Origin of the sequence: Klebsiella sp. 141161 (genome assembly GCF_050600815.1) — a bacterium.
Taxonomy (GTDB): domain Bacteria; phylum Pseudomonadota; class Gammaproteobacteria; order Enterobacterales; family Enterobacteriaceae; genus Klebsiella; species Klebsiella aerogenes.
In genome coordinates this window covers 574865-595220 of the sequence record NZ_JAQIRN010000002.1, presented here as the reverse complement: position 1 = coordinate 595220, position 20356 = coordinate 574865, and the positions used below count along the sequence as shown (strand labels likewise).

Annotated in this window: 17 protein-coding genes; 7 read left to right on the top strand and 10 right to left on the bottom strand. The window is 56.5% G+C overall.

Features of this window, described 5'->3' with window-relative positions:
* Positions 1–193: 193 nt before the first annotated feature.
* Positions 194–526 carry a tRNA-binding protein gene (locus PGR79_RS07415; RefSeq protein ID WP_015369597.1) on the top strand — a complete coding sequence of 111 codons (333 nt, stop codon included), beginning with the start codon at positions 194–196 and terminating at the stop codon, positions 524–526.
* A gap of 42 nt (positions 527–568) precedes the next feature.
* Here PGR79_RS07415 and ygjG read toward each other — a convergent pair whose 3' ends face one another.
* Positions 569–1948 carry a putrescine aminotransferase gene (gene ygjG / locus PGR79_RS07410; protein ID WP_020077886.1) on the bottom strand — a complete coding sequence of 460 codons (1380 nt, stop codon included), beginning with the start codon at positions 1946–1948 and terminating at the stop codon, positions 569–571.
* A gap of 264 nt (positions 1949–2212) precedes the next feature.
* Entirely contained in the window at positions 2213–2731 is a 519-nt protein-coding gene (locus PGR79_RS07405; RefSeq protein ID WP_087859873.1) for a PadR family transcriptional regulator, read from the bottom strand.
* Positions 2732–2959: 228 nt separating this feature from the next.
* Here PGR79_RS07405 and PGR79_RS07400 point away from each other — a divergent pair, with 228 nt between their 5' ends.
* Complete coding sequence (locus PGR79_RS07400) at positions 2960–3733, top strand: siderophore-interacting protein (protein ID WP_430921375.1); 774 nt, start codon at positions 2960–2962, stop codon at positions 3731–3733.
* A gap of 103 nt (positions 3734–3836) precedes the next feature.
* Here PGR79_RS07400 and PGR79_RS07395 read toward each other — a convergent pair whose 3' ends face one another.
* The 4 genes from PGR79_RS07395 to dhaK all read right to left on the bottom strand — a co-directional run bounded on the left by PGR79_RS07395 (position 3837) and on the right by dhaK (position 8703).
* Entirely contained in the window at positions 3837–5486 is a 1650-nt protein-coding gene (locus PGR79_RS07395) for a glycerone kinase (protein WP_430921373.1), read from the bottom strand.
* A gap of 74 nt (positions 5487–5560) precedes the next feature.
* Positions 5561–6979 (bottom strand): dihydroxyacetone kinase phosphoryl donor subunit DhaM, encoded by a 1419-nt coding sequence (dhaM, locus tag PGR79_RS07390; RefSeq protein ID WP_430921371.1) that lies wholly within the window; start codon positions 6977–6979, stop codon positions 5561–5563.
* A 10-nt stretch (positions 6980–6989) separates the two neighbouring features.
* A complete protein-coding gene (dhaL, locus tag PGR79_RS07385) occupies positions 6990–7622 on the bottom strand; it encodes a dihydroxyacetone kinase subunit DhaL (protein ID WP_007372179.1) in 633 nt (210 codons plus the stop codon).
* Positions 7623–7632: 10 nt separating this feature from the next.
* Positions 7633–8703: a dihydroxyacetone kinase subunit DhaK gene (dhaK, locus tag PGR79_RS07380; RefSeq protein ID WP_430921369.1), complete on the bottom strand. Its 1071-nt coding sequence runs from the start codon at positions 8701–8703 to the stop codon at positions 7633–7635.
* 555 nt (positions 8704–9258) lie between these two features.
* Between dhaK and PGR79_RS07375 the strand changes: the two genes are divergently transcribed.
* Together PGR79_RS07375 and dhaR are read left to right on the top strand one after the other, a co-directional pair.
* Positions 9259–10356, top strand: coding sequence for a glycerol dehydrogenase (locus PGR79_RS07375; protein WP_007372182.1), 1098 nt, complete (start codon positions 9259–9261; stop codon positions 10354–10356).
* A 113-nt stretch (positions 10357–10469) separates the two neighbouring features.
* On the top strand, positions 10470–12395 hold the full coding sequence (dhaR, locus tag PGR79_RS07370) for a dihydroxyacetone kinase operon transcriptional regulator DhaR (RefSeq protein ID WP_411325540.1): 1926 nt from the start codon (positions 10470–10472) through the stop codon (positions 12393–12395).
* A gap of 293 nt (positions 12396–12688) precedes the next feature.
* Here dhaR and PGR79_RS07365 read toward each other — a convergent pair whose 3' ends face one another.
* Positions 12689–12925 carry a hypothetical protein gene (locus PGR79_RS07365; protein WP_430921367.1) on the bottom strand — a complete coding sequence of 79 codons (237 nt, stop codon included), beginning with the start codon at positions 12923–12925 and terminating at the stop codon, positions 12689–12691.
* A 51-nt stretch (positions 12926–12976) separates the two neighbouring features.
* On the opposite strand from PGR79_RS07365, the gene PGR79_RS07360 reads away from it, so the two are divergent.
* The 3 genes from PGR79_RS07360 (at position 12977) to PGR79_RS07350 (ending at position 15085) form a co-directional block, all read left to right on the top strand.
* Positions 12977–13132: a hypothetical protein gene (locus PGR79_RS07360; protein ID WP_430921365.1), complete on the top strand. Its 156-nt coding sequence runs from the start codon at positions 12977–12979 to the stop codon at positions 13130–13132.
* Positions 13133–13360: 228 nt separating this feature from the next.
* The gene (locus PGR79_RS07355; RefSeq protein ID WP_087859854.1) at positions 13361–13657 is read left to right on the top strand and encodes a hypothetical protein; all 297 of its coding nucleotides are present in this window, start codon (positions 13361–13363) and stop codon (positions 13655–13657) included.
* A 387-nt stretch (positions 13658–14044) separates the two neighbouring features.
* Complete coding sequence (locus PGR79_RS07350) at positions 14045–15085, top strand: LacI family DNA-binding transcriptional regulator (protein WP_430916848.1); 1041 nt, start codon at positions 14045–14047, stop codon at positions 15083–15085.
* A gap of 26 nt (positions 15086–15111) precedes the next feature.
* Here PGR79_RS07350 and PGR79_RS07345 read toward each other — a convergent pair whose 3' ends face one another.
* Genes PGR79_RS07345 through PGR79_RS07335 form a run of 3 tightly spaced genes read right to left on the bottom strand, consistent with a single transcriptional unit; the run spans position 15112 to position 20094 of the window.
* Positions 15112–16458 carry an MFS transporter gene (locus PGR79_RS07345; protein ID WP_113373089.1) on the bottom strand — a complete coding sequence of 449 codons (1347 nt, stop codon included), beginning with the start codon at positions 16456–16458 and terminating at the stop codon, positions 15112–15114.
* 36 nt (positions 16459–16494) lie between these two features.
* Positions 16495–18978, bottom strand: coding sequence for a hypothetical protein (locus PGR79_RS07340; protein ID WP_430921363.1), 2484 nt, complete (start codon positions 18976–18978; stop codon positions 16495–16497).
* A gap of 33 nt (positions 18979–19011) precedes the next feature.
* Positions 19012–20094, bottom strand: a complete 1083-nt coding sequence (locus tag PGR79_RS07335; RefSeq protein WP_430921361.1) for a glycoside hydrolase family 88/105 protein — start codon at positions 20092–20094, stop codon at positions 19012–19014.
* Positions 20095–20356: the final 262 nt, after the last annotated feature.

Genomic DNA, 20356 nt, shown 5'->3' with positions numbered 1-20356 from the left:
GGACGTTGCCCATGTTTGCCCATCTATTGTAAAGCAAGCGTCGCGTCCTGCACCTTATTTCAGTAAAAAACGCTTGCGCGCGAGGGCTGTTTTCCCCGCCGATAGCGTGACAGAAGTAGCATTATTATCAGCATTATGCAGACGAACGGCAAAAAATTGCTATCTTTTAGTAAAAATTTACTGGAGGTGAGAGATGGATACCGTAGCTTACGCTGATTTTGCCAAACTGGAGATGCGCGTCGGCAAGATTGTCGAGGTGAAACGCCATGACAATGCCGACAAGCTGTATATCGCGCGGATTGATGTCGGCGACCGCACGCTGCAGACGGTCACCAGCCTGGTGCCCTACTATAGCGAAGAGGAACTGCTGGGGAAAACGGTGGTGGTGCTGTGTAATCTGGCGAAAGCCAAAATGCGTGGCGAAACATCTGAGTGCATGCTGCTATGCGCGGAAACCGAGGATGAAAGCGAAAGCGTGCTGTTGACGCCGGAACGCGTCATGCCGGCGGGCGTGCGGGTGGTATAACGCGAAAATACCCTCTCCCGACGGGAGAGGGTCGGGTGTGAATTATGTCTCTTCGACCGAAATGCGCAGTGCCGCCAGCGCCTTGCGCGCTGCCTTCAGTACCTGCTCGCACTGCTCGAGGGTGAGCGTCAGCGGCGGTTCAACGCGGATCGTCTTGGCGTTGTTTAACGTCCCGGCGACCAGCACCCGCTGTCTGAACATCTCGCTGGCAAAGTTGTAGCCAATCTCGTTATCGACAAACTCAATAGCCATCAACATGCCTTTCCCGCGGACTTCATTCACCAGATCCGGATATTCGCGCGCCAGTTGACGGAAACCGTCCAGCAACAGATCGCCTTTCTGCTCAGCCTGCGCCGGCAGGTTCTGCGAGAGCAAGACGTTGATCGTCGCCAGCGCCGCCGCGCAGGCCAGGGGGTTGCCGCCGAAGGTGGTGGTGTGCAGGAATGGGTTATCGAACAGCACCGAGAAGACCTCTTCCGTCGCTACCGTCGCGCCGATCGGCATTACGCCGCCGCCGAGCGCTTTAGCCAGACACAGAATATCCGGCTGCACGTTTTCATGCTCGCAGGCGAACATCTTGCCGGTGCGGCCCATGCCGGTCTGTACCTCGTCGAGGATCAGCAACGCGCCAAACTCGTCGCACAGTTTACGGACCGCCGGTAAGTAACCCGCCGGCGGCAGGATCACGCCGCCTTCGCCCTGGATAGGCTCAAGGATCACCGCCGCGACGTCATCACCGGTTTTCTTGCACTCGCTCAGTATGGAACGCATGGCGTTAATATCGCCGAACGGCACGTGGCGGAAGCCCGGCAGTAGCGGCATAAACGGTTTGCGGAAGGTCGATTTCGCGGTGGCCGAAAGCGCGCCGAGCGATTTACCGTGGAACGCGCCGCTGGTGGCGACGAAGGTAAATTTGCCGCGCGGAGACTGATAGGCTTTTGCCAGCTTCAGCGCCGCTTCCACGGATTCCGTGCCGCTGTTGCAGAAGAAACTGTATTTGAGCTTACCGGGCGTTAAGGCCGCCAGCGTTTTCGCCAGCATCGCCCGCAGCGGGTCCAGCAGCTCCTGGCTGTGAAGCGGTTGTTTCGCGAGTTGATTTTCGACGGCGGATACCACAACTGGATTACGGTGCCCTACATTGAAGATGCCAAACCCACCAAGGCAGTCGATAAACTCCTGTCCCTGGGTGTCGACAAGCGTATTTAACCCTCCCGCTTGCCACTCTACGGCTCCGTAATCCCCGCCGGCTGTGACCGATTTTCTATACTCCAGAAACCCCGGGTTCACATGTTCTTTAAAGTATTCTCTCACCTCCTGGTTCAGTGCTTTCATTTCGTCATGGGAGAGCGATTGCTTCTCAATGAGATTCAGTGCGTGCGCGCTGCAGGCCAGAGCCGATGCGCTGGAAGGTAACCTGTTCAAAATGTGCTCCTGGGGGGGGCGTATCACATGATACTGAATTAAGTATTGCAGGGATTACGCCAGCCTGGCGGCGACGATGAAAATCGGGATAAACGCAAAGTTAAGGCGCAAATGTGCAAAATTTAATCTCATAACTTAATTATTGGCACGTTTTATTCCTGAGGCCGCAAGATAAACTGCCGTTGGGGTGTGAAGCGGTATGAATTGGGGTGGTGCAGGCTGCCGCGTGATGGAGCAGCCTGGGAACTATTGTGGTGCGAGAGGTTAATCGAGCTGGGAAATTTCCATCGCCGCGCGGTCAATCACGCCGATAATCTGTTTCAACTGCGCGTCGCTGATGCTCTGCTGGTTGACCTTCAGGTCCAGCACCGCTTTAAAGTTTTCCAGCGCGCGTTTCATCTGCGGATTTTTGCGCAATTCGCAGCCGACCATGCGTTCCTGCAGGCGCGTCTGAATTTGGCTTAACTGTGCGCCGCTTTCGGCGCACAGGCGGCGTCCCTCTTCGGTGATAGCGATTTTTTTACGCCCATTTTCCTCTTCTACGCTAATCAATCCCTGATCCTGCAGCAGGTCGAGCGTCGGATAGATAACGCCGGGGCTGGGGCTGTAATTGCCCTGCGTCAGCGCCTCAATCTCTTTAATCAGCTCATAGCCGTGGCTGGCGTTGCGCGAAAGGATATCGAGGATCACCAGGCGCAATTCGCCGTGGCCAAAGAAACGCTGGCGGCGTCCGCCGCCGCGACGGCCCTGTTCGCCGTGGCCCTCTTCGTGATGATGTCGCATCGATACCTCCTGTCTTTTTGATATATCTAATTTATATCTAAAAAATAATAAAAGACAATATTTTATTTTTAATTAATTGATTTAAATGAATTTGTTTTTGATTTTTGCTTTATTGTGACTTTCTCTCGCTTTATATCAAAAAAAACTTGCCATTTTTATTAATGGCAATCATTATCATTTGCACTGAGTTTAGATATATCTATTTACCCTTCACCAAGGCGACGACGGATGACCACAATTAATCAAGTAAAATATCCGCAGCGCGTGCGTAACGAACTACGTTTTCGCGAATTAACCGTGCTGCGCGTTGAGCGTATCGGCCAGGCGTTCCAGCGGATCGTGCTGGGGGGCGAGGCGCTGGATGGCTTTGTTTCACAAGGTTTTGACGACCACACCAAACTGTTTTTCCCGCAGGCGGGCAGCGTATTCACGCCGCCGGAAGTGACCGACGAAGGCATTAACTGGGGCGAGGGCGTGCGCCCGGCGACCCGCGACTACACGCCGCTGTACGATGCCGAACACCATGAGCTGGCTTACGATTTTTATATCCACGATGGCGGTATTGCCAGCCGCTGGGCGCTGGAAGCCAACGTCGGCGATAAGCTGGTGATCGGCGGGCCGCGCGGTTCGCTGGTGGTGCCGGAAGATTACGCCTGGCAGCTTTATGTCTGTGACGAGTCGGGCATGCCGGCGCTGCGCCGTCGCCTGCTGGGATTACGTCAGCTGCCGGTGACGCCGCAGGTGACGGCCATCGTCACCGTCGCGGATGCTTCGTATAAAGATTATCTGGCGGATCTCGACGGCTTTAATATCGAATGGGTGGTGGGCCACAACCCGGGGTTCGTTGCCGAGCGTCTGGCACAGGTTAAGGTGCCGTCAGACGATTATTTTATCTGGCTGACCGGAGAAGGCGGAGTGGTGAAATCACTGCTGGCGCGCTTTGAGGAGCCGAGTATCGATCAGCAACTGGTGCGTTCGCAGGCGTACTGGCATAGCAAATAATCGGCAGTGTGGTAAACCCGGATGGCGGCGCGTTGCGCCTTCTCCGGGCTACCTTTCAATGGTGTTATGTCGCCCCGGTAAGCGCAGCGCCACCGGGTGAGGCTTAGCGTTCCGCCAGCGCCTTAAACACCATCGCCACCGCGTGGGCGCCGGGGTCCATATTGCCGAGCAGGCTCTCGCTATTGAGATAGGAGGCGCGTCCGGCGCCGGCTTTGCTCGACTGGCAGGTGCGATCCGCGCCGGCCTGCGCCGCGGCGAAAGCGGCCTGCAGATTATCCGGTTCGGCCAGCAGCGCCGCCAGCGCCGGCTGTAGAGCATCAATCATCGTCCGGTCGCCCTCATCGGCGCCGCCGTAAAATTTCATCTGCCCCAGACCCGCATTCAGCGCTTCGGCCACGCTGGCGCCTTGCTCCAGCTTCTGCCCGGCGGCGGTGAAGAAAATCGACATCAATACGCCGCTGGAGCCGCCCATTACCACCGTCAGGCGTTCGCCGATTAGCGCGAACAGCGTGGGTAAATCATTGAGCGGCAGTTGCTGGCGTTGCAGCAGAGCGGCAATCTCGCGCGCGCCGGCGGCGAAGGTGGAGCCGGTATCGCCGTCGCCCACTTTGGCGTCCAGCGCGTTGAGATGGGTTTCGAGGCCGGAGAGCGTGCTGGTCACCTGCGCCACGTAATCGCCCACCTGCGGGTTGGCCGATGGCGTAAAGGCGACGCGTGCGCTGGCGAGCGCGGACGGCATGATATTAACGGCCCGCGGCTGCACCGGCTTCTGCCAACTGGCGGTTTCGACATCCGACAGCAGCGCCTTTTCAATGCTCTCTTCCAGCACGATAGTGGTCAGCGAAAAGCCTTTCATATCCAGCGCCGTTACCAGCGAAGCCGGACCAATCAACCAGTCAATGCGCGCATGGAGTGGGGTATTGGCCAGCTCGCGGGTCAGAATCGCCATCTCGGCCACCGACACGCCGCCGAGATTATTGAGCATCACCGCCAGGCGGCCGGTTTCAGGTAGGGCGGCGGTCAGCTTCTCTACCATAATCTGCATGATTTCCGCGCTGTTATGGGTCGCGATCGTCGAAGCTCCCGGTTCGCCGTGGATGCCCATCCCCAGCTCGGCGTGGCCGGGCTGATGGCGCGGCGCGCTTTCCGCTTCCTGCGGCAGGTGACAGCTGGCCAGCGCCACCCCGATGCTGGCGGTATGGTTGGCGGCATATTGCGCTTCACGCAGGACGGTGGCGAGGTTGAAGCCGCGCTCGGCGAAATAGCCCGCCACTTTATGCACCAGAATGGTCCCGGCGATGCCGCGCGGCTGTTTGTTATCCGGCAGCGAAATATCGTCGCCGACGATCAGCATCTCTACGTTATAGCCAAGACGGCGCGCTTTCTCCGCCGCGAGGCCGAAGTTAAGCCGATCGCCGGTGTAGTTTTTAACGATCAGCAGACAGCCCGCCTCGCCGGTCACCGCCTGAATCGCGGTGAGTACCGCGTCGACGCTCGGCGAGGCGAACAGATCGCCGCAGACCGCGGCGGTCAGCATGCCTTTACCAATAAAGCCGACGTGCGCCGGTTCATGGCCGGAGCCGCCGCCGGAAATCACCGCCACGTTGTTTTTATTCAGATCGCGGCGCACCACCACGCGGATCGCCGGGTCGCTCTCCAGCCTGGCGAGGTTGTTCCACGGGCTGGCAATAATGGTTCCCTCGATCACGTCGTTAACGAGGCTGGCGCGCTGGTTAAAAAAGAATTGAGACATAGTGGTTCCTGATCAGTAAGCGAAAACTCACCCTCCGGAGGCGGGCCTCCGGAGGGGTAATGGTCAAAGTGGATTTAGCGACGAATAAGACGTTGCTGACGCATATCGAGCGCGATGGCTTCGCCAGGCTCAATATCATTCAGCGCTTCGCCCTGCTGGCATAGCCAGGCGATCCCCGCCGCGCGGGCGATAATCGCGCCGTGGGCCTGTTCGCTGCCGTCGCGCAGGCACAGGCCGGTGATCTTGCTGGCATCCAGTTGGAGTACGGTCGAGGGATAAATATTGTCGGCGATAATAATCGTCGGCTCACTGGGAGTTGGCAGTATTTCCTTAATACCCTGCAGATGGCGTAGCGTGCGCTGCAGAATATCTTCGATATCGATATAGCGCGCCTGCAGGTAGGCGTCATCCAGCTGGCGATACTGTTGGCTGAGCTCCATCAGCACCTGATGCCACGCCCATTCCGCCGAGCACTGTTCGGTGAGCAGGCGATCGTTGGCGGCATCAAACAGATCTTCATCGTCGAGCAAGGTGTGATGGCCGGCGAAGATCGCCGCGATATCGGCGTTAAATTTGTGTTCCGCCAGCTCGGTGAGAGCATTGAGATCGACCAGCGTCTGGTCGATCGCCTGGCGCAGGCGCTGCTGCTCGCGGGCGATGTCGGCGGCGGTGGGGAGCGCCGGTTGGATCGGCGCCAGCGGATAAAGCAGCGCCGCGCCTTCAACACGCGCAGGTATGGCGGGTTCCGCTGTCGGTTGCGCCTCCGGCGACTCGCCGAAGTTATCGGCGGCCAGCGCCTGAAACGCCGCCAGCGCGGCATCGGCGTCCGGACCACGAGCCAGCAGGCGCAGCTTATCGTGGCGGCGCACCTGCAGCAGAGCGATTTGATTCAGACTGTCCGGGGTAACGCATTTGCCGTTTTTCTCCAGTACCAGGTCGGCGTTAAAACCCGCCAGTGCGGCGACCAGCTTTGATGCCGGACGCACGTGCAGGCCGTTGTGATTGTTAATAATGACTGAAACCGATTTAGCGTCGCCGTCGTCAGCAAACGTTGGGGCGGCGGCGTCAGGCGTGTGCGAAGGTAAACCCAGCTGAACCCGCTTGGCTTCCAGGGCGTTCATGGCATCGGCGATAACTTTGTCGATTCCGGCGCCGGAGGCGGCGCTGACGGTGGCCGCCAGTGTCCCTTCGACCAGCGGCGCGGCGCACAGCCGCACTTTTGCCGCAATCGCCGGATCGAGTAGATCGAGGGCGGTTTCGGCGCTGAGCAGGGCGCTGCCGATATCCATCATCACCAGTACATGGTCGGTGTCGGCGACGGACTCGATCGCCTCCATGACTTTAATCGGATCGGTGCCGATGGGGCTGTCGGGATCGTCGATCCCGGCGGCGATCGCCAGCTTACAGCCATCGTTCATTAACATCTGCCGGGCCAGTTCTCCGACACCTTCGCCCAGCCGGGCGCTATGAGAAACAATAACCAGGTTTACCATCGCGATTTCCTTACTCTTTGGCGGCGGCAGCCAGCATCTGAACCATAAACAGCACCGAGGTCGCGCCGGGATCCTGATGCCCGATGCTGCGCTCGCCGAGATAGCTGGCGCGGCCTTTACGCGCCTGCATGGTGATGGTGGCGTGGGCGGCGCGCTCGGCCACTTCACAGGCGGCATCCAGCGCGGCAGGGATAGACAAATGCTGCTCGCTGGAATGACGCAGGGATTCCACTACCGGCAGCCAGACGTCGCACATCGTCTTATCGCCCGGCTCCGCTTTACCACGGTTGACGACGCCGTCCGCGCCTTCGCGGATCATCTGATAAAGTTCGTCGAGGGTCAGGCTTTGATGCGCCTGGGTGACCTGGGCGGCGCGGATAAAGAAGGTGCCGAACAGCGGACCGCTGGCGCCGCCGACGTTGGAAAGCAGCGTCATCCCGGTATTCTTGAGAATAAAACCGATGTCTTTATCGGCGATCGACGGCAGCTTTTCGACCACTTTGCTGAAGCCGCGGTGCATATTGAGGCCGTGGTCGGCATCACCGATCTCTTTATCAAGGCCGGTGAGAAAATCGCTCTGTTTGGTGAAAATGTCGCCGCAGCGGTACAGCCAGTCGACGATTTGCGTTCTGTTCAGTGACATGTCGTGCTCCTTATTTTCCCCAGTTCAGCGCCGGGGTATGGACCGGGGCGTCCCATAACGCCAGCGTGTCATCATCCGCTTTCAGCAGGGTGATGGAGAAACCCGCCATATCCAGCGAGGTGCAGTAGCTGCCGATGAGGTTGCGTTCAATCACAATGCCGGAGGCTTCGCAGCGCTGGGCGAGGCGGTTGTAAACGCCGTATAGTTCGGAAAGCGGGGTGGCGCCGAGGTTATTGACCAGCGCGATAACCCGATCGCCGTTTTGCAGCGCGGTTTTGCTCTGTTTCACTTCCTGCCACGCTCCCTTGACGTTATCCCACTGGCGCAGCGTGCGGCTGTATGCGCCGTTTTCCAGCAGGGTATCGAACATTTCATCGACGGTTTGGTCGAGCGAGCTGAAGCGGCGGCGGTCGATACCTGGCTCGCCATGGATGCCGACGCCGAACTCCATCTCATCGTCTTTCAGGGTAAAGGAGGGCTGTCCGGCGGCCGGTACGGTGCAGGCGCCCAGCGCGATGCCAATCGAGTGGCCAAGGTTATTTAAACGGCGGCCCAGTTCAGCGCAGACTTCCAGCGAGTCGCCGCGTTCGGCGGCGGCGCCGACCAGTTTTTCAATCAGCACGGTATTGGCGACGCCGCGGCGTCCGGCGGTGTAGAGACTATCTTTTACCGCCACGTCGTCATCCACCACGACGGTGGTGACCTTAACGCCGCTTTCGTGCAGCAGCTCGGTAGCGGTCTCAAAATTCAGGATGTCGCCGGTATAGTTTTTGATAATCAGCAGGACGCCTTCGCCGCCGTCAATCTGCATCGCGCATTCGAACATTTTGTCCGGCGTCGGCGAGGTGAAAATTTCCCCCGGGCAGGCGCCGGAAAGCATGCCCTGGCCGATGTAGCCGCAGTGCATCGGTTCGTGTCCGCTGCCACCGCCGGAGAGCAGCGCCACTTTGCCGGCGACCGGCGCATCGGCGCGGGTGACATAGACCGGGTCCTGGTGCAGCGTCAGTTCAGGATGCGCCTTCGCCAGGCCGATAAGCTGTTCACTCAGTACATCTTCCACACGGTTAATCAGTTTTTTCATTGTTTATGCTCCGTAGGGTAGGGGGAGGTCGCCTGTCTATAAGGGTAGCCCGGCGATGTAGTGATTCTGGCTGAGCGGGCGCAAAATAAAATGCCGTCAAAATTGGTTCCATAACGGAACGTAGAAAATGATTTTTGTTCCTTTATGGAACGTTATTCACCGATAAACACCAGAAATGCGAGCCAGCGCTAATAATTTGTCCGTTTTTTTCTGCTATCAGAGCGGGGACAATGATGATTTTTTTCGCCATTACGCCGCGTTGAGCCGATTTTGTGCGTTAAAGAGGAGGGACGATAGCGGCTTTTAGCCAAAATGAGCCGATCGCGATCGCAATCCGATCGCTTTCTCAGTAATGACGTTTCAATATGAAACGTATTATTTTTTTATCTGTTTCAGAAGAGAACAAAAAAGGGAAAAATTTTTTTCGCCGTGGCTCGCCCTACAGTGGTTGCATCGCTCCGGCAGCGTGGCTGTAAGCGCCATTGATATCAGGCGCCGCGGCATGACGGCCTGGGCTCACGTGTCAACATACGCACTTATTTGAGGGTGAAAGGAATGCTAAAAGTTATTCAATCTCCAGCCAAATATCTCCAGGGACCTGATGCCGCCATGCTGTTTGGCGAATACGCTAAAAACCTGGCCGACAGCTTTTTTGTTATCGCCGATGACTTCGTGATGAAGCTGGCGGGCGACAAAGTATTGAACGGCCTGCATAGCCACAATATTAGCTGCCATGCGGAACGGTTTAACGGCGAGTGCAGCCATGCGGAAATCAACCGTCTGATCGCCATTCTTAAGCAGCACGGCTGCCGCGGCGTGGTGGGTATCGGCGGCGGGAAAACCCTCGATACCGCGAAGGCTATCGGCTATTACCAGAAGCTGCCGGTGGTGGTGATCCCGACAATTGCCTCAACCGATGCGCCGACCAGCGCGCTGTCGGTTATCTACACCGAGGCGGGCGAGTTTGAAGAGTATCTGATCTACCCGAAAAACCCGGATATGGTGGTGATGGACACGGCGATTATCGCCAAAGCGCCGGTACGCTTGCTGGTGGCCGGGATGGGCGATGCGCTCTCCACCTGGTTTGAAGCCAAGGCCTGCTTCGATGCGCGAGCCACCAGCATGGCGGGCGGGCAGTCCACGGCGGCGGCCTTGAGCCTGGCGCGCCTGTGCTATGATACGCTGCTGGCGGAAGGTGAAAAAGCACGTCTGGCGGCTCAGGCTGGAGTGGTGACCGATGCGCTGGAGCGCATTGTCGAAGCCAACACCTATCTGAGCGGTATCGGCTTTGAGAGCAGCGGCCTGGCCGGCGCGCACGCGATTCACAACGGTTTCACCATTCTTGAAGAGTGCCACCATTTGTATCACGGCGAAAAAGTCGCCTTCGGCACCCTGGCGCAGCTGGTACTACAAAACAGCCCGCTGGAAGAGATCGAAACCGTGATGGGCTTCTGTGAAAAAGTCGGCCTGCCGATCACCCTTGCGCAGATGGGCGTGAAAGAGGGTATCGAAAGCAAAATCCACGCGGTCGCGAAAGCCACCTGCGCGGAAGGCGAAACCATCCACAATATGCCGTTCCCGGTCACCGCGGATAGCGTCTACGCCGCCATCCTTACCGCGGACCTGCTTGGGCAGCAGTGGCTGGCGCGTTAAGTCTTTCACAAGGTTCTATGCCGCGGCGCATTGCGGCATCAACTCCTCCCTCCGGCAGCCGCTGCCGGAGGGTTTTGTCGTTTTAACTGTGTTAACTCCAGCGGAAAAGGGATATGACAGCTCAGACTCAGGGTGCGGAAAATGAAGTTTCAGCCGTTATCAGCCAGTCGTGGCATCGCTGCAGCAAATTTATGCAGCGTGAAACCTGGCAGGCGCCGCATCAGGCGCAGGGGCTGACCTTTGAATCGATCTGCCGTCGCAAAACCGCGCTGCTTACCATCGGCCAGGCAGCGCTGGAAGATGCGTGGGAGTTTATGGCCAACCGCCCCTGCGCGCTGTTCATCCTTGATGAGTCGGCCTGTATTCTGAGCCGCTGTGGCAATCCTCAGACCCTGGAACAACTGGCGGAGCTGGGATTTCGCGACGGCAGCTACTGCGCGGAGAGCATTATCGGCACCTGCGCGCTGTCGTTGGCTTCGATGCTCGGACAGCCGGTCAACACCGCGGGGGACGAGCACTTTAAGCAGGCGCTGCGGCGCTGGTCGTTCAGTTCGACGCCGGTGTTCGATAACCATGGCCGTCTGTTTGGATCAATTTCGCTATGCTGTCTGCGCGAAGAGTGGGCCCCGGCGGATCTGTCGCTGACGTTGGCCATCGCCCGCGAAGTGGGTAACTCGCTGCTTACCGACAGCCTGCTGGCGGAATCTAACCGCCACCTTAATCAAATGTACGGCCTGCTGGAAAGTATGGACGACGGGGTGATGGCGTGGAACGAGCAGGGAGTGCTGCAGTTTCTCAACGTGCAGGCGGCCACGCTGCTCCATCTCGATACCCAGGCCAGCCAGGGGCGAAATATCAATGAGCTGCTGACCCTGCCGGCGTTGCTGCGCCGTGCGATTAAACAGGCCCGCGGCCTTAATCATGTGGAAGTGACCTTCGAGAGCCAGCATCAGTTTATCGACGCGGTGATCACCCTGAAGCCTATCGTGGAGGAGCAGGGCAATAGCTTCATTTTACTGCTCCACCCGGTGGAGCAGATGCGTCAATTAATGACCAGCCAATTGGGCAAAGTGAGCCATACCTTCGAACAGATGTCGGCGGATGACCCGGAAACCCGCAGGCTGATCCACTTTGGCCGCCAGGCGGCGCGCGGCGCTTTCCCGGTGCTGCTGTGCGGCGAGGAAGGGGTGGGTAAAGAATTACTGAGCCAGGCGATCCATAACGAAAGCGAGCGGGCGCCGGGCCCATATATTTCGGTTAACTGCCAGCTGTACGCCGACAGCGTACTGGGCCAGGATTTTATGGGCAGCGCGCCAACCGACGATGAAAATGGCCGCCTCAGCCGCCTTGAGCTGGCCAACGGCGGCACGCTGTTCCTGGAAAAAATAGAGTATCTGGCCCCCGAGCTGCAGTCAGCGCTGCTGCAGGTGATAAAACAGGGCGTGCTGACGCGTCTTGATGCCCGGCGGCTGATTCCGGTGGATGTGAAAGTGATCGCCACCACCACCGTCGACCTCGCCAACCTGGTGGAGCAGAACCGCTTTAGCCGCCAGCTTTACTATGCGCTACATTCATTTGAAATAGTCATTCCGCCGCTGCGGGCGCGGCGCGGCAGTATTCCTTCGTTAGTGCATAGCCGTCTGCGTCGGCTGGAAAAACGCTTTTCATCGCGCCTGAAGGTGGATGACGACGCGCTGGCGCAACTGGTGGCCTACCCGTGGCCAGGCAACGATTTTGAGCTTAATAGCATTATTGAGAATATCGCGATGAGTAGCGATAACGGTCATATCCGCTTAAGCAATCTCCCCGAGCATCTCTTCTCTACCCGGCCGGGCAGCGAAACGGCGTCCTCATTACTACCATCAAGCCTGTCTTTCAGCGCCATCGAGAAAGAGGCGATTATCCAGGCGGCGCGAGTCACCAGCGGCCGGGTACAGGAGATGTCGCAGTTGCTGAATATTGGCCGTACCACACTGTGGCGCAAGATGAAGCAGTACGACATCGACGCCGGGCAGTTTAAGCGCCGGGGGCAAAATTAACCGACGGTTATTTGAATCAAGCGGCAATCGAGGCCGCCGCCTCGCTTGCCGATCATTAGCGATGGAGCCATATCCCCTGACTTCTTGCTCAGGAGCGGCTTTACCTTTCATTACGCTTGCATACTGAACAATCTGCGATTGGTCCTCAAAGCCAGAAACGGCGCGGCATGACGGCCAGGACATTTCTCTTAATCTTGCGCAAATCAGTAGATTCTTGCGCTAGAATACGCCGTGATGCGTTTGATTTTGTTTTGATGTCAAATTAAAATGCAGTCAATTATTCTGTTATAAATTCATCCTGCTAGTGAAATAAACCATTGTTTTTTCGTTTTAAGGGATACGATTTTGCTGAGAAGGGAGGCTTCTTTGTGTTCAATGGTGCAGCGCGCTCTGACGTAAACAACTTCATTAATATAGAAAAGGGAAGGCGCGGTAGAAAGAGTCAGCCGTTTATCTCTTTCTCCAAAAATGGGGGGCATGTCAGGATCGCGGCTTTTATTGCTCGTCACGGAGAACATGTTGATATTCAAATAGATTATTCCACCAGAACCATTCGGGTTAAGAAGGTTGAGCACAACGGCGTGCGTATTAACGTCGGCGGCGTTTTTACCCGTAAGGTACTGGTGAAGCAGTTTCTGTTTGGCGAGAAGAAGACTATCCGCGTCGATCTCACCCAACAGGACGATAGCTGGTTTTATGGCGACTTGCCGGTAGAGTTCACGGCCAATTGCGCATAAGACGTTATTGTGGAAATTAGCCATTATTCAGCTATGTTGATACGGAGATAGCGGATAATGGCTTTTTTATATCAATAAGATATAAATGCGAGTCATTATAGTTTCGTATTAAAAATTTATTTTTAAGTAAATAAGCACCATTAAACCCTATTAAATAATAGTTATTTCCAATGATATCTTTGCAATAATTAAGGGAAAATAGAGACTCAAAAAAGGAAGCGATAATTAATGGAACATTTACTCAGACACTGTGAACAGGTTGTAGTTGGCCCCTATAGCCGCGACGCCCGGGCGCTGGCGCATGAAGTGATCGATACCATCTCGGCGGGCGTTCCGCCGGAGCAACTGATTCTCCCCTGGATGTCGGTTAAAGAGGGGCTGCCCGACGCCAATAGCGGGCGCTACGTGTGCGCTTATACACCAGCGAAATCTCAGGACCGCCGCTATCAGCTGGTCTCCGCTGCGATGTTCCGCACCGTTTGTCGGGATGCCACCCACTGGTTTTATATGTGGGAAGCGCTATAAGTGAAGGAGGCTGAATATAGAGCATCGGGTGTTTCGATAATCTTTAGGGCTGGTAATATAAATATTATATTTATAAATATGATGGCAAATTTTTAAACAACAGAATAATCCACACCCTAATTGAATAAAAATATAATCATCGATATCAAAATCTTCATGCTGTTACAGGATTAGCGAGTGAGCGGTAGCAATGGCAGGATAGTGCGGCTGACGATCACAAATTCGCCATTCTGAATCGATGCCGGGTAAAAAATGGCTTATCGTGCCGTGGTGCGCTAAGTCGTTTGGGCAGCGTCAATGGCTACACTGAGTACTGCATATTATTCGCCAGTCGCGGCGATTTTCATTTTTACGCCGAGTAGCGCGCGGTGTCAGAAAGGATGAGAGATGAGTAAATCAGATAATCAGGCAGATCGCGATGCTGGCTATCGCCGCGTGCGGCTGGAGGATATCGCTACCCGTTGTCGTACCTCGCTCAGTACCGTGTCGCGGGCGCTATCGGGCGAAAAAGGGGTCAGCCACGAACTGCGCACGCGTATTCAGGAAGTGGCGCGGGCCATGCGATATACGCCGGCTCAGGAGCTGGGCGGCGCGCGGATTGTGCTGGCTATTTCACAAGTGGCGATGCTGGATTACAACCGCTATCAGTTTAGCTGGTACGTTCTGCAAGGGTTAAAAGAGCGAGCGAAGGTGCTGGGCGTTGATCTCATTACTCATCAGCTCAGCGATAATGACAACGGCGCTCTGCAGGCGCTGCTGGAAGAAGCGGACGTAGGTGGCGTGCTGGCGCTGACGGTGGACGACAGCGGCTTTCTGAATACGGTGGCGAACCTGAAAAAACCGGCGGTATTGGTGAATACCGACGATCCGTTAATGCGCTTGTCCAGCGTGCTGCCCTGTAACCGTTCGGCCACGCGCATGGCCTGTGAATATTTGCTCGAGCGCGGCCACCGCGACATTCTTTTTTTAACCCACCCAGGCAGGCGAACCATTGAACAGCGTGAGGATGGTTGGCGGGAAGCGATGCGCGCTCGCCAGCTGTTGTGCGACGATTCGCGGATTCTGACGGTTACCGACTGGCTGCCGGAGCTGGCGGAGCAGGCGGTGATCGCGCGTTTCCGTGATACTCCGCGCGAGTGTACGGCGATACTGTGCGCCAATGATTCGCTGGCGATCGGCGCGATCAACGGCGTGCGGGCCTTAGGACTGCGCGTGCCGGAAGATATCTCGGTGGTGGGTATGAATAACCTGCCGCAGGCGGAGTTTGCCACACCGCCGTTGACTACCGTTCACCTTCCGGTACACGAAATCGGCACGCTGGCGCTGGAGCTGCTGCAGGATATGATTGCGGGTAGTGTCGAAATTCCAAGGCGTGTTGAGCTGGCGTGCGCCATCGTCGAACGTCAATCGGTGGCCCGTATCGCCTGATACGCGCCACCGGCAAAGGGAACGGGTTAGTCGAATTTAGCCCGTTCCATCTTCGGCACTAACAGTAAATACATAATCGCCCATGCCAGCAGATAAGCCACAGAGCTGATGGCGAACAGCGCCCAATAGTTACCAGAGGCTTCAAGCACGGCGCCAATCACCGTTGAGAAGATTACGCTGCCGATCATCCCGAAGGTACTGCCAATCCCTACGACCGAACCGACGGCTGCGCTCGGGAACAGATCGGATACCGAGGTCAGAATATTGGCAGACCACCCCTGGTGCGCCGCCGCAGCTAACCCGACCAGCGCGACGGCGGCCCACAGATTTTCGACCTGGGTGGCGGCGAAAATCGGCAGGACCAGGCAGGCGCAGATCAGCATCGTGATTTTACGTGCGCTGGCGGTGCTAAAGCCTTTACTCATCAATTTGCCGGGTAACCAGCCTGCGCCGAGGCTGCCGACGATGGCGAAGAGATAAATAACGATCAGCGGTAGACCCAGGCCTTCCATGTTGATACCGCGGGATTCGTTGAGCCACTTCGGTAGCCAGAAGAGAAAGAACCACCAGATTGGGTCGGTCAACATTTTGCCTAATGCCACGGCCCACAGTTGGCGATAGCCCAGCAGATGTGTCCATTTAATGGCCGAAACGCTGACGGCTTCTTCTTTATCCTGAGCAATCCAGGCCTGCTCTTCGGCGCTGGCCTTCGCTTTCACCGGACCAAAGGCAATGAACCAGGGAATCAGCCACAGTAAGCCAATGGCGCCGAGAATTAAGAACGCGCCGTGCCAGCCGTAATGCACTGCGATAAGGGGGATCAGCGCAGGTGAGATAACCACGCCGATATTGACCGCGACGCCAAGAATGCCGGTCGCCAGCGTGCGTTCCTTTTTAGGATGCCACTCGGCAATCACCTTCATCGCCGCCGGGAAGTTAGCGGATTCACCTAGCCCAAGCAGGACGCGAACCAGCGCGAATCCCGCTACCGACCCGACGACGGCATGCGCCATCGCCGCGACGCTCCAGACGACCATCGCCGCCGCATAGCTGATTTTGGTCCCCAGTTTGTCGATAATTCGCCCGCATACCAGCGTGCCGACGCCATACGCGACGGTAAATGCATTAACCAGCCAGCTATATTCCATTTGCGTCCAGCCGATATCTTTTTGCAGCATCGGCGCCAGCAAGCCGAGGATCTGGCGATCCATATAGTTAACCGTCGTGGCAAACACCAGCATGGAACAGATGACCCAGCGATAGTTGCTTTTCGGTTTAGCCATTTCGCGAGCGGGATTGTGCAGCGTATTCGGATTAACATCATCAGCGGCCTGCCCGGAGGGCACAGCCTGTTTGTCGATTTGCGTATCCATTATTATTTTCCTTGCCCGGTCTCTGCCGGGCGTTGGTTACAGAGGAAGTTCACGACTGCTGCCCACGACGCTCCACTGCTGTGGGTCCAGCGTGCGGTTTTCGGCGCTCACTCGTCCATCGGCCAGGAAGCGCACCGTACCGTACAGCGGATCGTTTACTTCAATACTGCCGTCGTCGTGCTGGATGAGGGTCAGGCCGCTGAAACATGCGCTGAAGGATTCCAGGGAGCTATCGACCCGATCGTTGATGCGAACCAGCCAGCGGGTTTGTTGCCCGTTAAGGCGAATTTCGCAGCCGCGGGTTGGCCCCGTATTCACCGTTTCAAACGGCTGATTACCCACCAGCAGCGCCATACCGTCACCGCTGCGTACCGCCGCGCGCTGTCCGCTAATAACGACCTCATCAAACTGGCTTTGCGGCAGCCAGGCGTGAGTAAAGTCAGGCTGATCGGCGTGCAGATTGAAAGTCAGCACCGCCAGCCCGCGATATTGCTGCACGCGCGGCAGCGTGCCGCACCCGCCCCAGTAAGAGGGGCGACCGAATCCGCCGTGCAGGGTCTCGCCTGGATGGTTGATCCAGATCTGCGCTTCAGGTTGGTTGCCCAGACGTAAATGGAACGGCGTCTCCTGATAGCCCCATTCTCCCCAGCGATAGCCGGCGATGGACCCCATCGCCGCATGGCGGTTTTTGTAGTGATAGAGTTTGGCGATCCGGTTGGCGCCCTGGGCAAAACACCACTCGATGGCGCTCTCTTTTTGCCAGGCGGCAACTTCTGCTAGTTCCGCCGGAAGGGTGAGCAGGCCATCACGCAGCAGCAGGGCTAATTGCGGCAGCGCATGGAAACGACAACCATAGTTACCTTTGCCCCACAGCAGACGCGAAATCGCCGCCAGTTCCAGAGAGCGTCCGGCGCGTAGGGTGTGTTCGTAAGAACGTCCCTGCGAGGCGGTCAGAAAACCCTGGTGGGCGGAGCGGGCAATCTGCGCCAGCAAGCGTGTGATTGCCGCGATGGCGCGCTGGCTTATTTGCGCGTCGCCGGACAGTGCCGCCAGTGCGGTGAGACCTTTTAAATCAATGGGGAAGTAGGGCGCTGAGTTCCATTCGGCCATTTCACACTGCTCGAAATGGTCCAGCCAACTGATGACCCGCGCTTTACCCGCCGCCGCCTGCTCGCGTCCGCTGCGCCCGGAACGAGTGAAAGTCGCGTCCGGGAAGAGATTGCCCGCCAGCAGCGCCGCAGTGTGGAACAACAGGGCGTGGTTCTCAGAGAAGTACCACTGTACATCGTTGCCGGGTTCGTCCATCCAGTAGCGGAAACGCAGAATCGCGTCATCGATGCGCCCGCGAACCTCCGGGTCGATCTTGTCGCCCCATACCGTCCGGCACCACAGCAGCGGCACAAGCGTAAAGTCGGCACAATCGTGGCAGTCGAGCACCGACGGCAGAACGCCATCCAGCATCTGCTGGGTTTGCTCATCGTTCAGGCCGCAGGCCAGGCGCGCTAGCGCTTTGACGCTGCTATATTCACCTTCATGAGCGACCACCTCCAGCGCTTGCGCAATACGTGCTTCCAGCGTTGCCGGGATCGCCGTTTGGCGGTCAGCGTGGCAGATTTCGACGCCCAGCGTGCGGCTTATCTTGAACCCTTCACGCTGCAGCGTGATGTGGAAATTGCGGAAGTCCGCCGGAATAGCTTCACTTTCAGCAATGGCGACCAGCGACTCGCCGGCGGGGAGTCGGCTATCGAGCGTGACCGGTTCATCCAGCGAGATAAAATCCCCCAGCACGTTGACGCGCAGGCCGTAGTCCGTCGATGCGGGCTGAGGAAATACCAGGCGAATGGTGCCGCGGTTATATACCGGATGTTCAAAGGAAACGCCGTCCAGGAGCTGTTCCATCTCTTTGACCTGCGCATCGGTTAGCGGCGTTGCCAACGCAATACGCAGCGGCTCGCCGGCGAGGTAGTCGAGTTGGAAAAAGAAGCGAATATCGCGTTCGGCTAAGTCATCAAACCACAGCTCCAGCTCATTTTTCCCCGCCTGTAACGACAGGCTGAATTCACGCTGGTTTTCGAGGTTACGCTGATAATCCGCCATCCAGAGCACTTCTTCGCCGTTCAGCTTTAGCAGCGCGCCGCCACAGGTGGAGAGGCGAAAACGATACTCGCCCGCCTGTGGGCAATCGAGAAGCGTTCTGGCCCAGGCGCCGACCCGAGTTGGACGGAACCAAAAGCCGGAGAGATCGACCCTGTCGGAAGCAAAAGGGAACCACCAGCGTGAGTAGTTTGCGCTGGCGAAAGGCTGCGGTTTTTTTTCAGCAAAGTGCTGGCGAAAATCGTCGCGGCACGGGTAGGTATGTGGAATGAAGTTTTTATGTTTGCTTAAAAAGAAAAACGGGTCCATTTCGCCAGCCATCGGCGTGTCCACCGTGTCATAGCGTAAACTGGTAATATCGGATAGCTGCCAGTAGCGCACGGCGTTACCCGCCGTTAAATTAAAATTACTATATTCGATAGTCATTATTACTTTCTCCAAATAGAGAAGGAATCTATTTTATTTATTATCAGTCAGGCGCAAACCTTCGCTCAGGCATAATATTGCTAAGGCCTGCCCATAACCGGTAGGTTGTAATGGAATGTCTTTATAAAATTGCAGGGTGCGCCCCATTCGCGTGCCATAAGAAACATTGTGCACCGTTCCTGCGGCATCAATATTATCCTGAACAATCGCCAGTGCTTTCATACCCGCCTGTAGCCATCGTTCATCGCCAATGCCAAGACGGGCGCCTTTTAATAAGCCATAGCCAAAACCGGCGGTGGCGGAAATTTCGATGTAAGAGTCAGGATGGTCGAGCAGGGTGTGCCAGGCGCCATTAGCGGCCTGCAGATCGATTAACGTATTAACCTGCTTTTTCAGGCACTCTATCAGGTACTCCCGAACGCCCGCGCCTACGTCGGCTAGTTCCAGTAATTCGAGTATACCGACGGTGATCCACGCATTACCGCGCGCCCAGCGGGCTTTGGCAAAGTTGCTGTTCTCGACAAAGCTCCAGCCGTGGTACCACAGGCCGGTCTGCGGATCGTTGAGATAGCGCGCATGCAGCAGAAACTGCCGAACGGCTTCATCTACCAGTTCCTGACGCCCGGAAACCGTACCGTAGTGCGCGAGGAACAGTACCACCATAAACAGCGTGTCGTCCCAGATCTCCATGTCGTTAATGCCGTCGGAGACCACATGCTGGAAGCCTTGTTCCGGCGTACGCGGTAGTTCCGTCATCACGCGGTTTGCCCAGTTATCCAGCACCTGCTGGTAGTGCGGTTGCCGATGATGGGACCAGAAAAGCGAGAGGGGAAGCATCGGCGCGGTGGTATTGACGTTCAGGCCTGGTAGGCCTTTTTCGATATTTCCCTGAAACCACTGGTCGATAATTTGATATAGCTCATCAGACTTCGTGTTTTCCCATAAACGTACCAGACCAAATAGCCCTACGCCCTGCGGCCATTCCCAACTGGAAAATGAAATATAATCTCCGGCGCTACCGTCAAGATTGGGTTCATTAAACCGCCCGTTATCCTTTAATTCAGTAAATCTGCGCAGCAGTAAATCAATATTTTTATTCAGTGGACGCTTTTCCATTTTTATTCTCATTCTATCTGTAAGGATGATTTGGCTATAAGAATTAAATCACTACGCATTTCATATGCGCAATACGAAAAAATTTTGCGTTTATATTTTGTGAGCCTTGCCGATATTTTATTGCCCTGCGAGGACGTCGTTTTTTGCGAAAAACAGGCAGGAATTGTTGATAAAACAAGAGGTTGTTGGAACGCTGTTTCACTTTTTATTTTGGAAGCGCTAAAATTTTTTGCGTGAACAGCAAAATGGCTGGAAACCATCG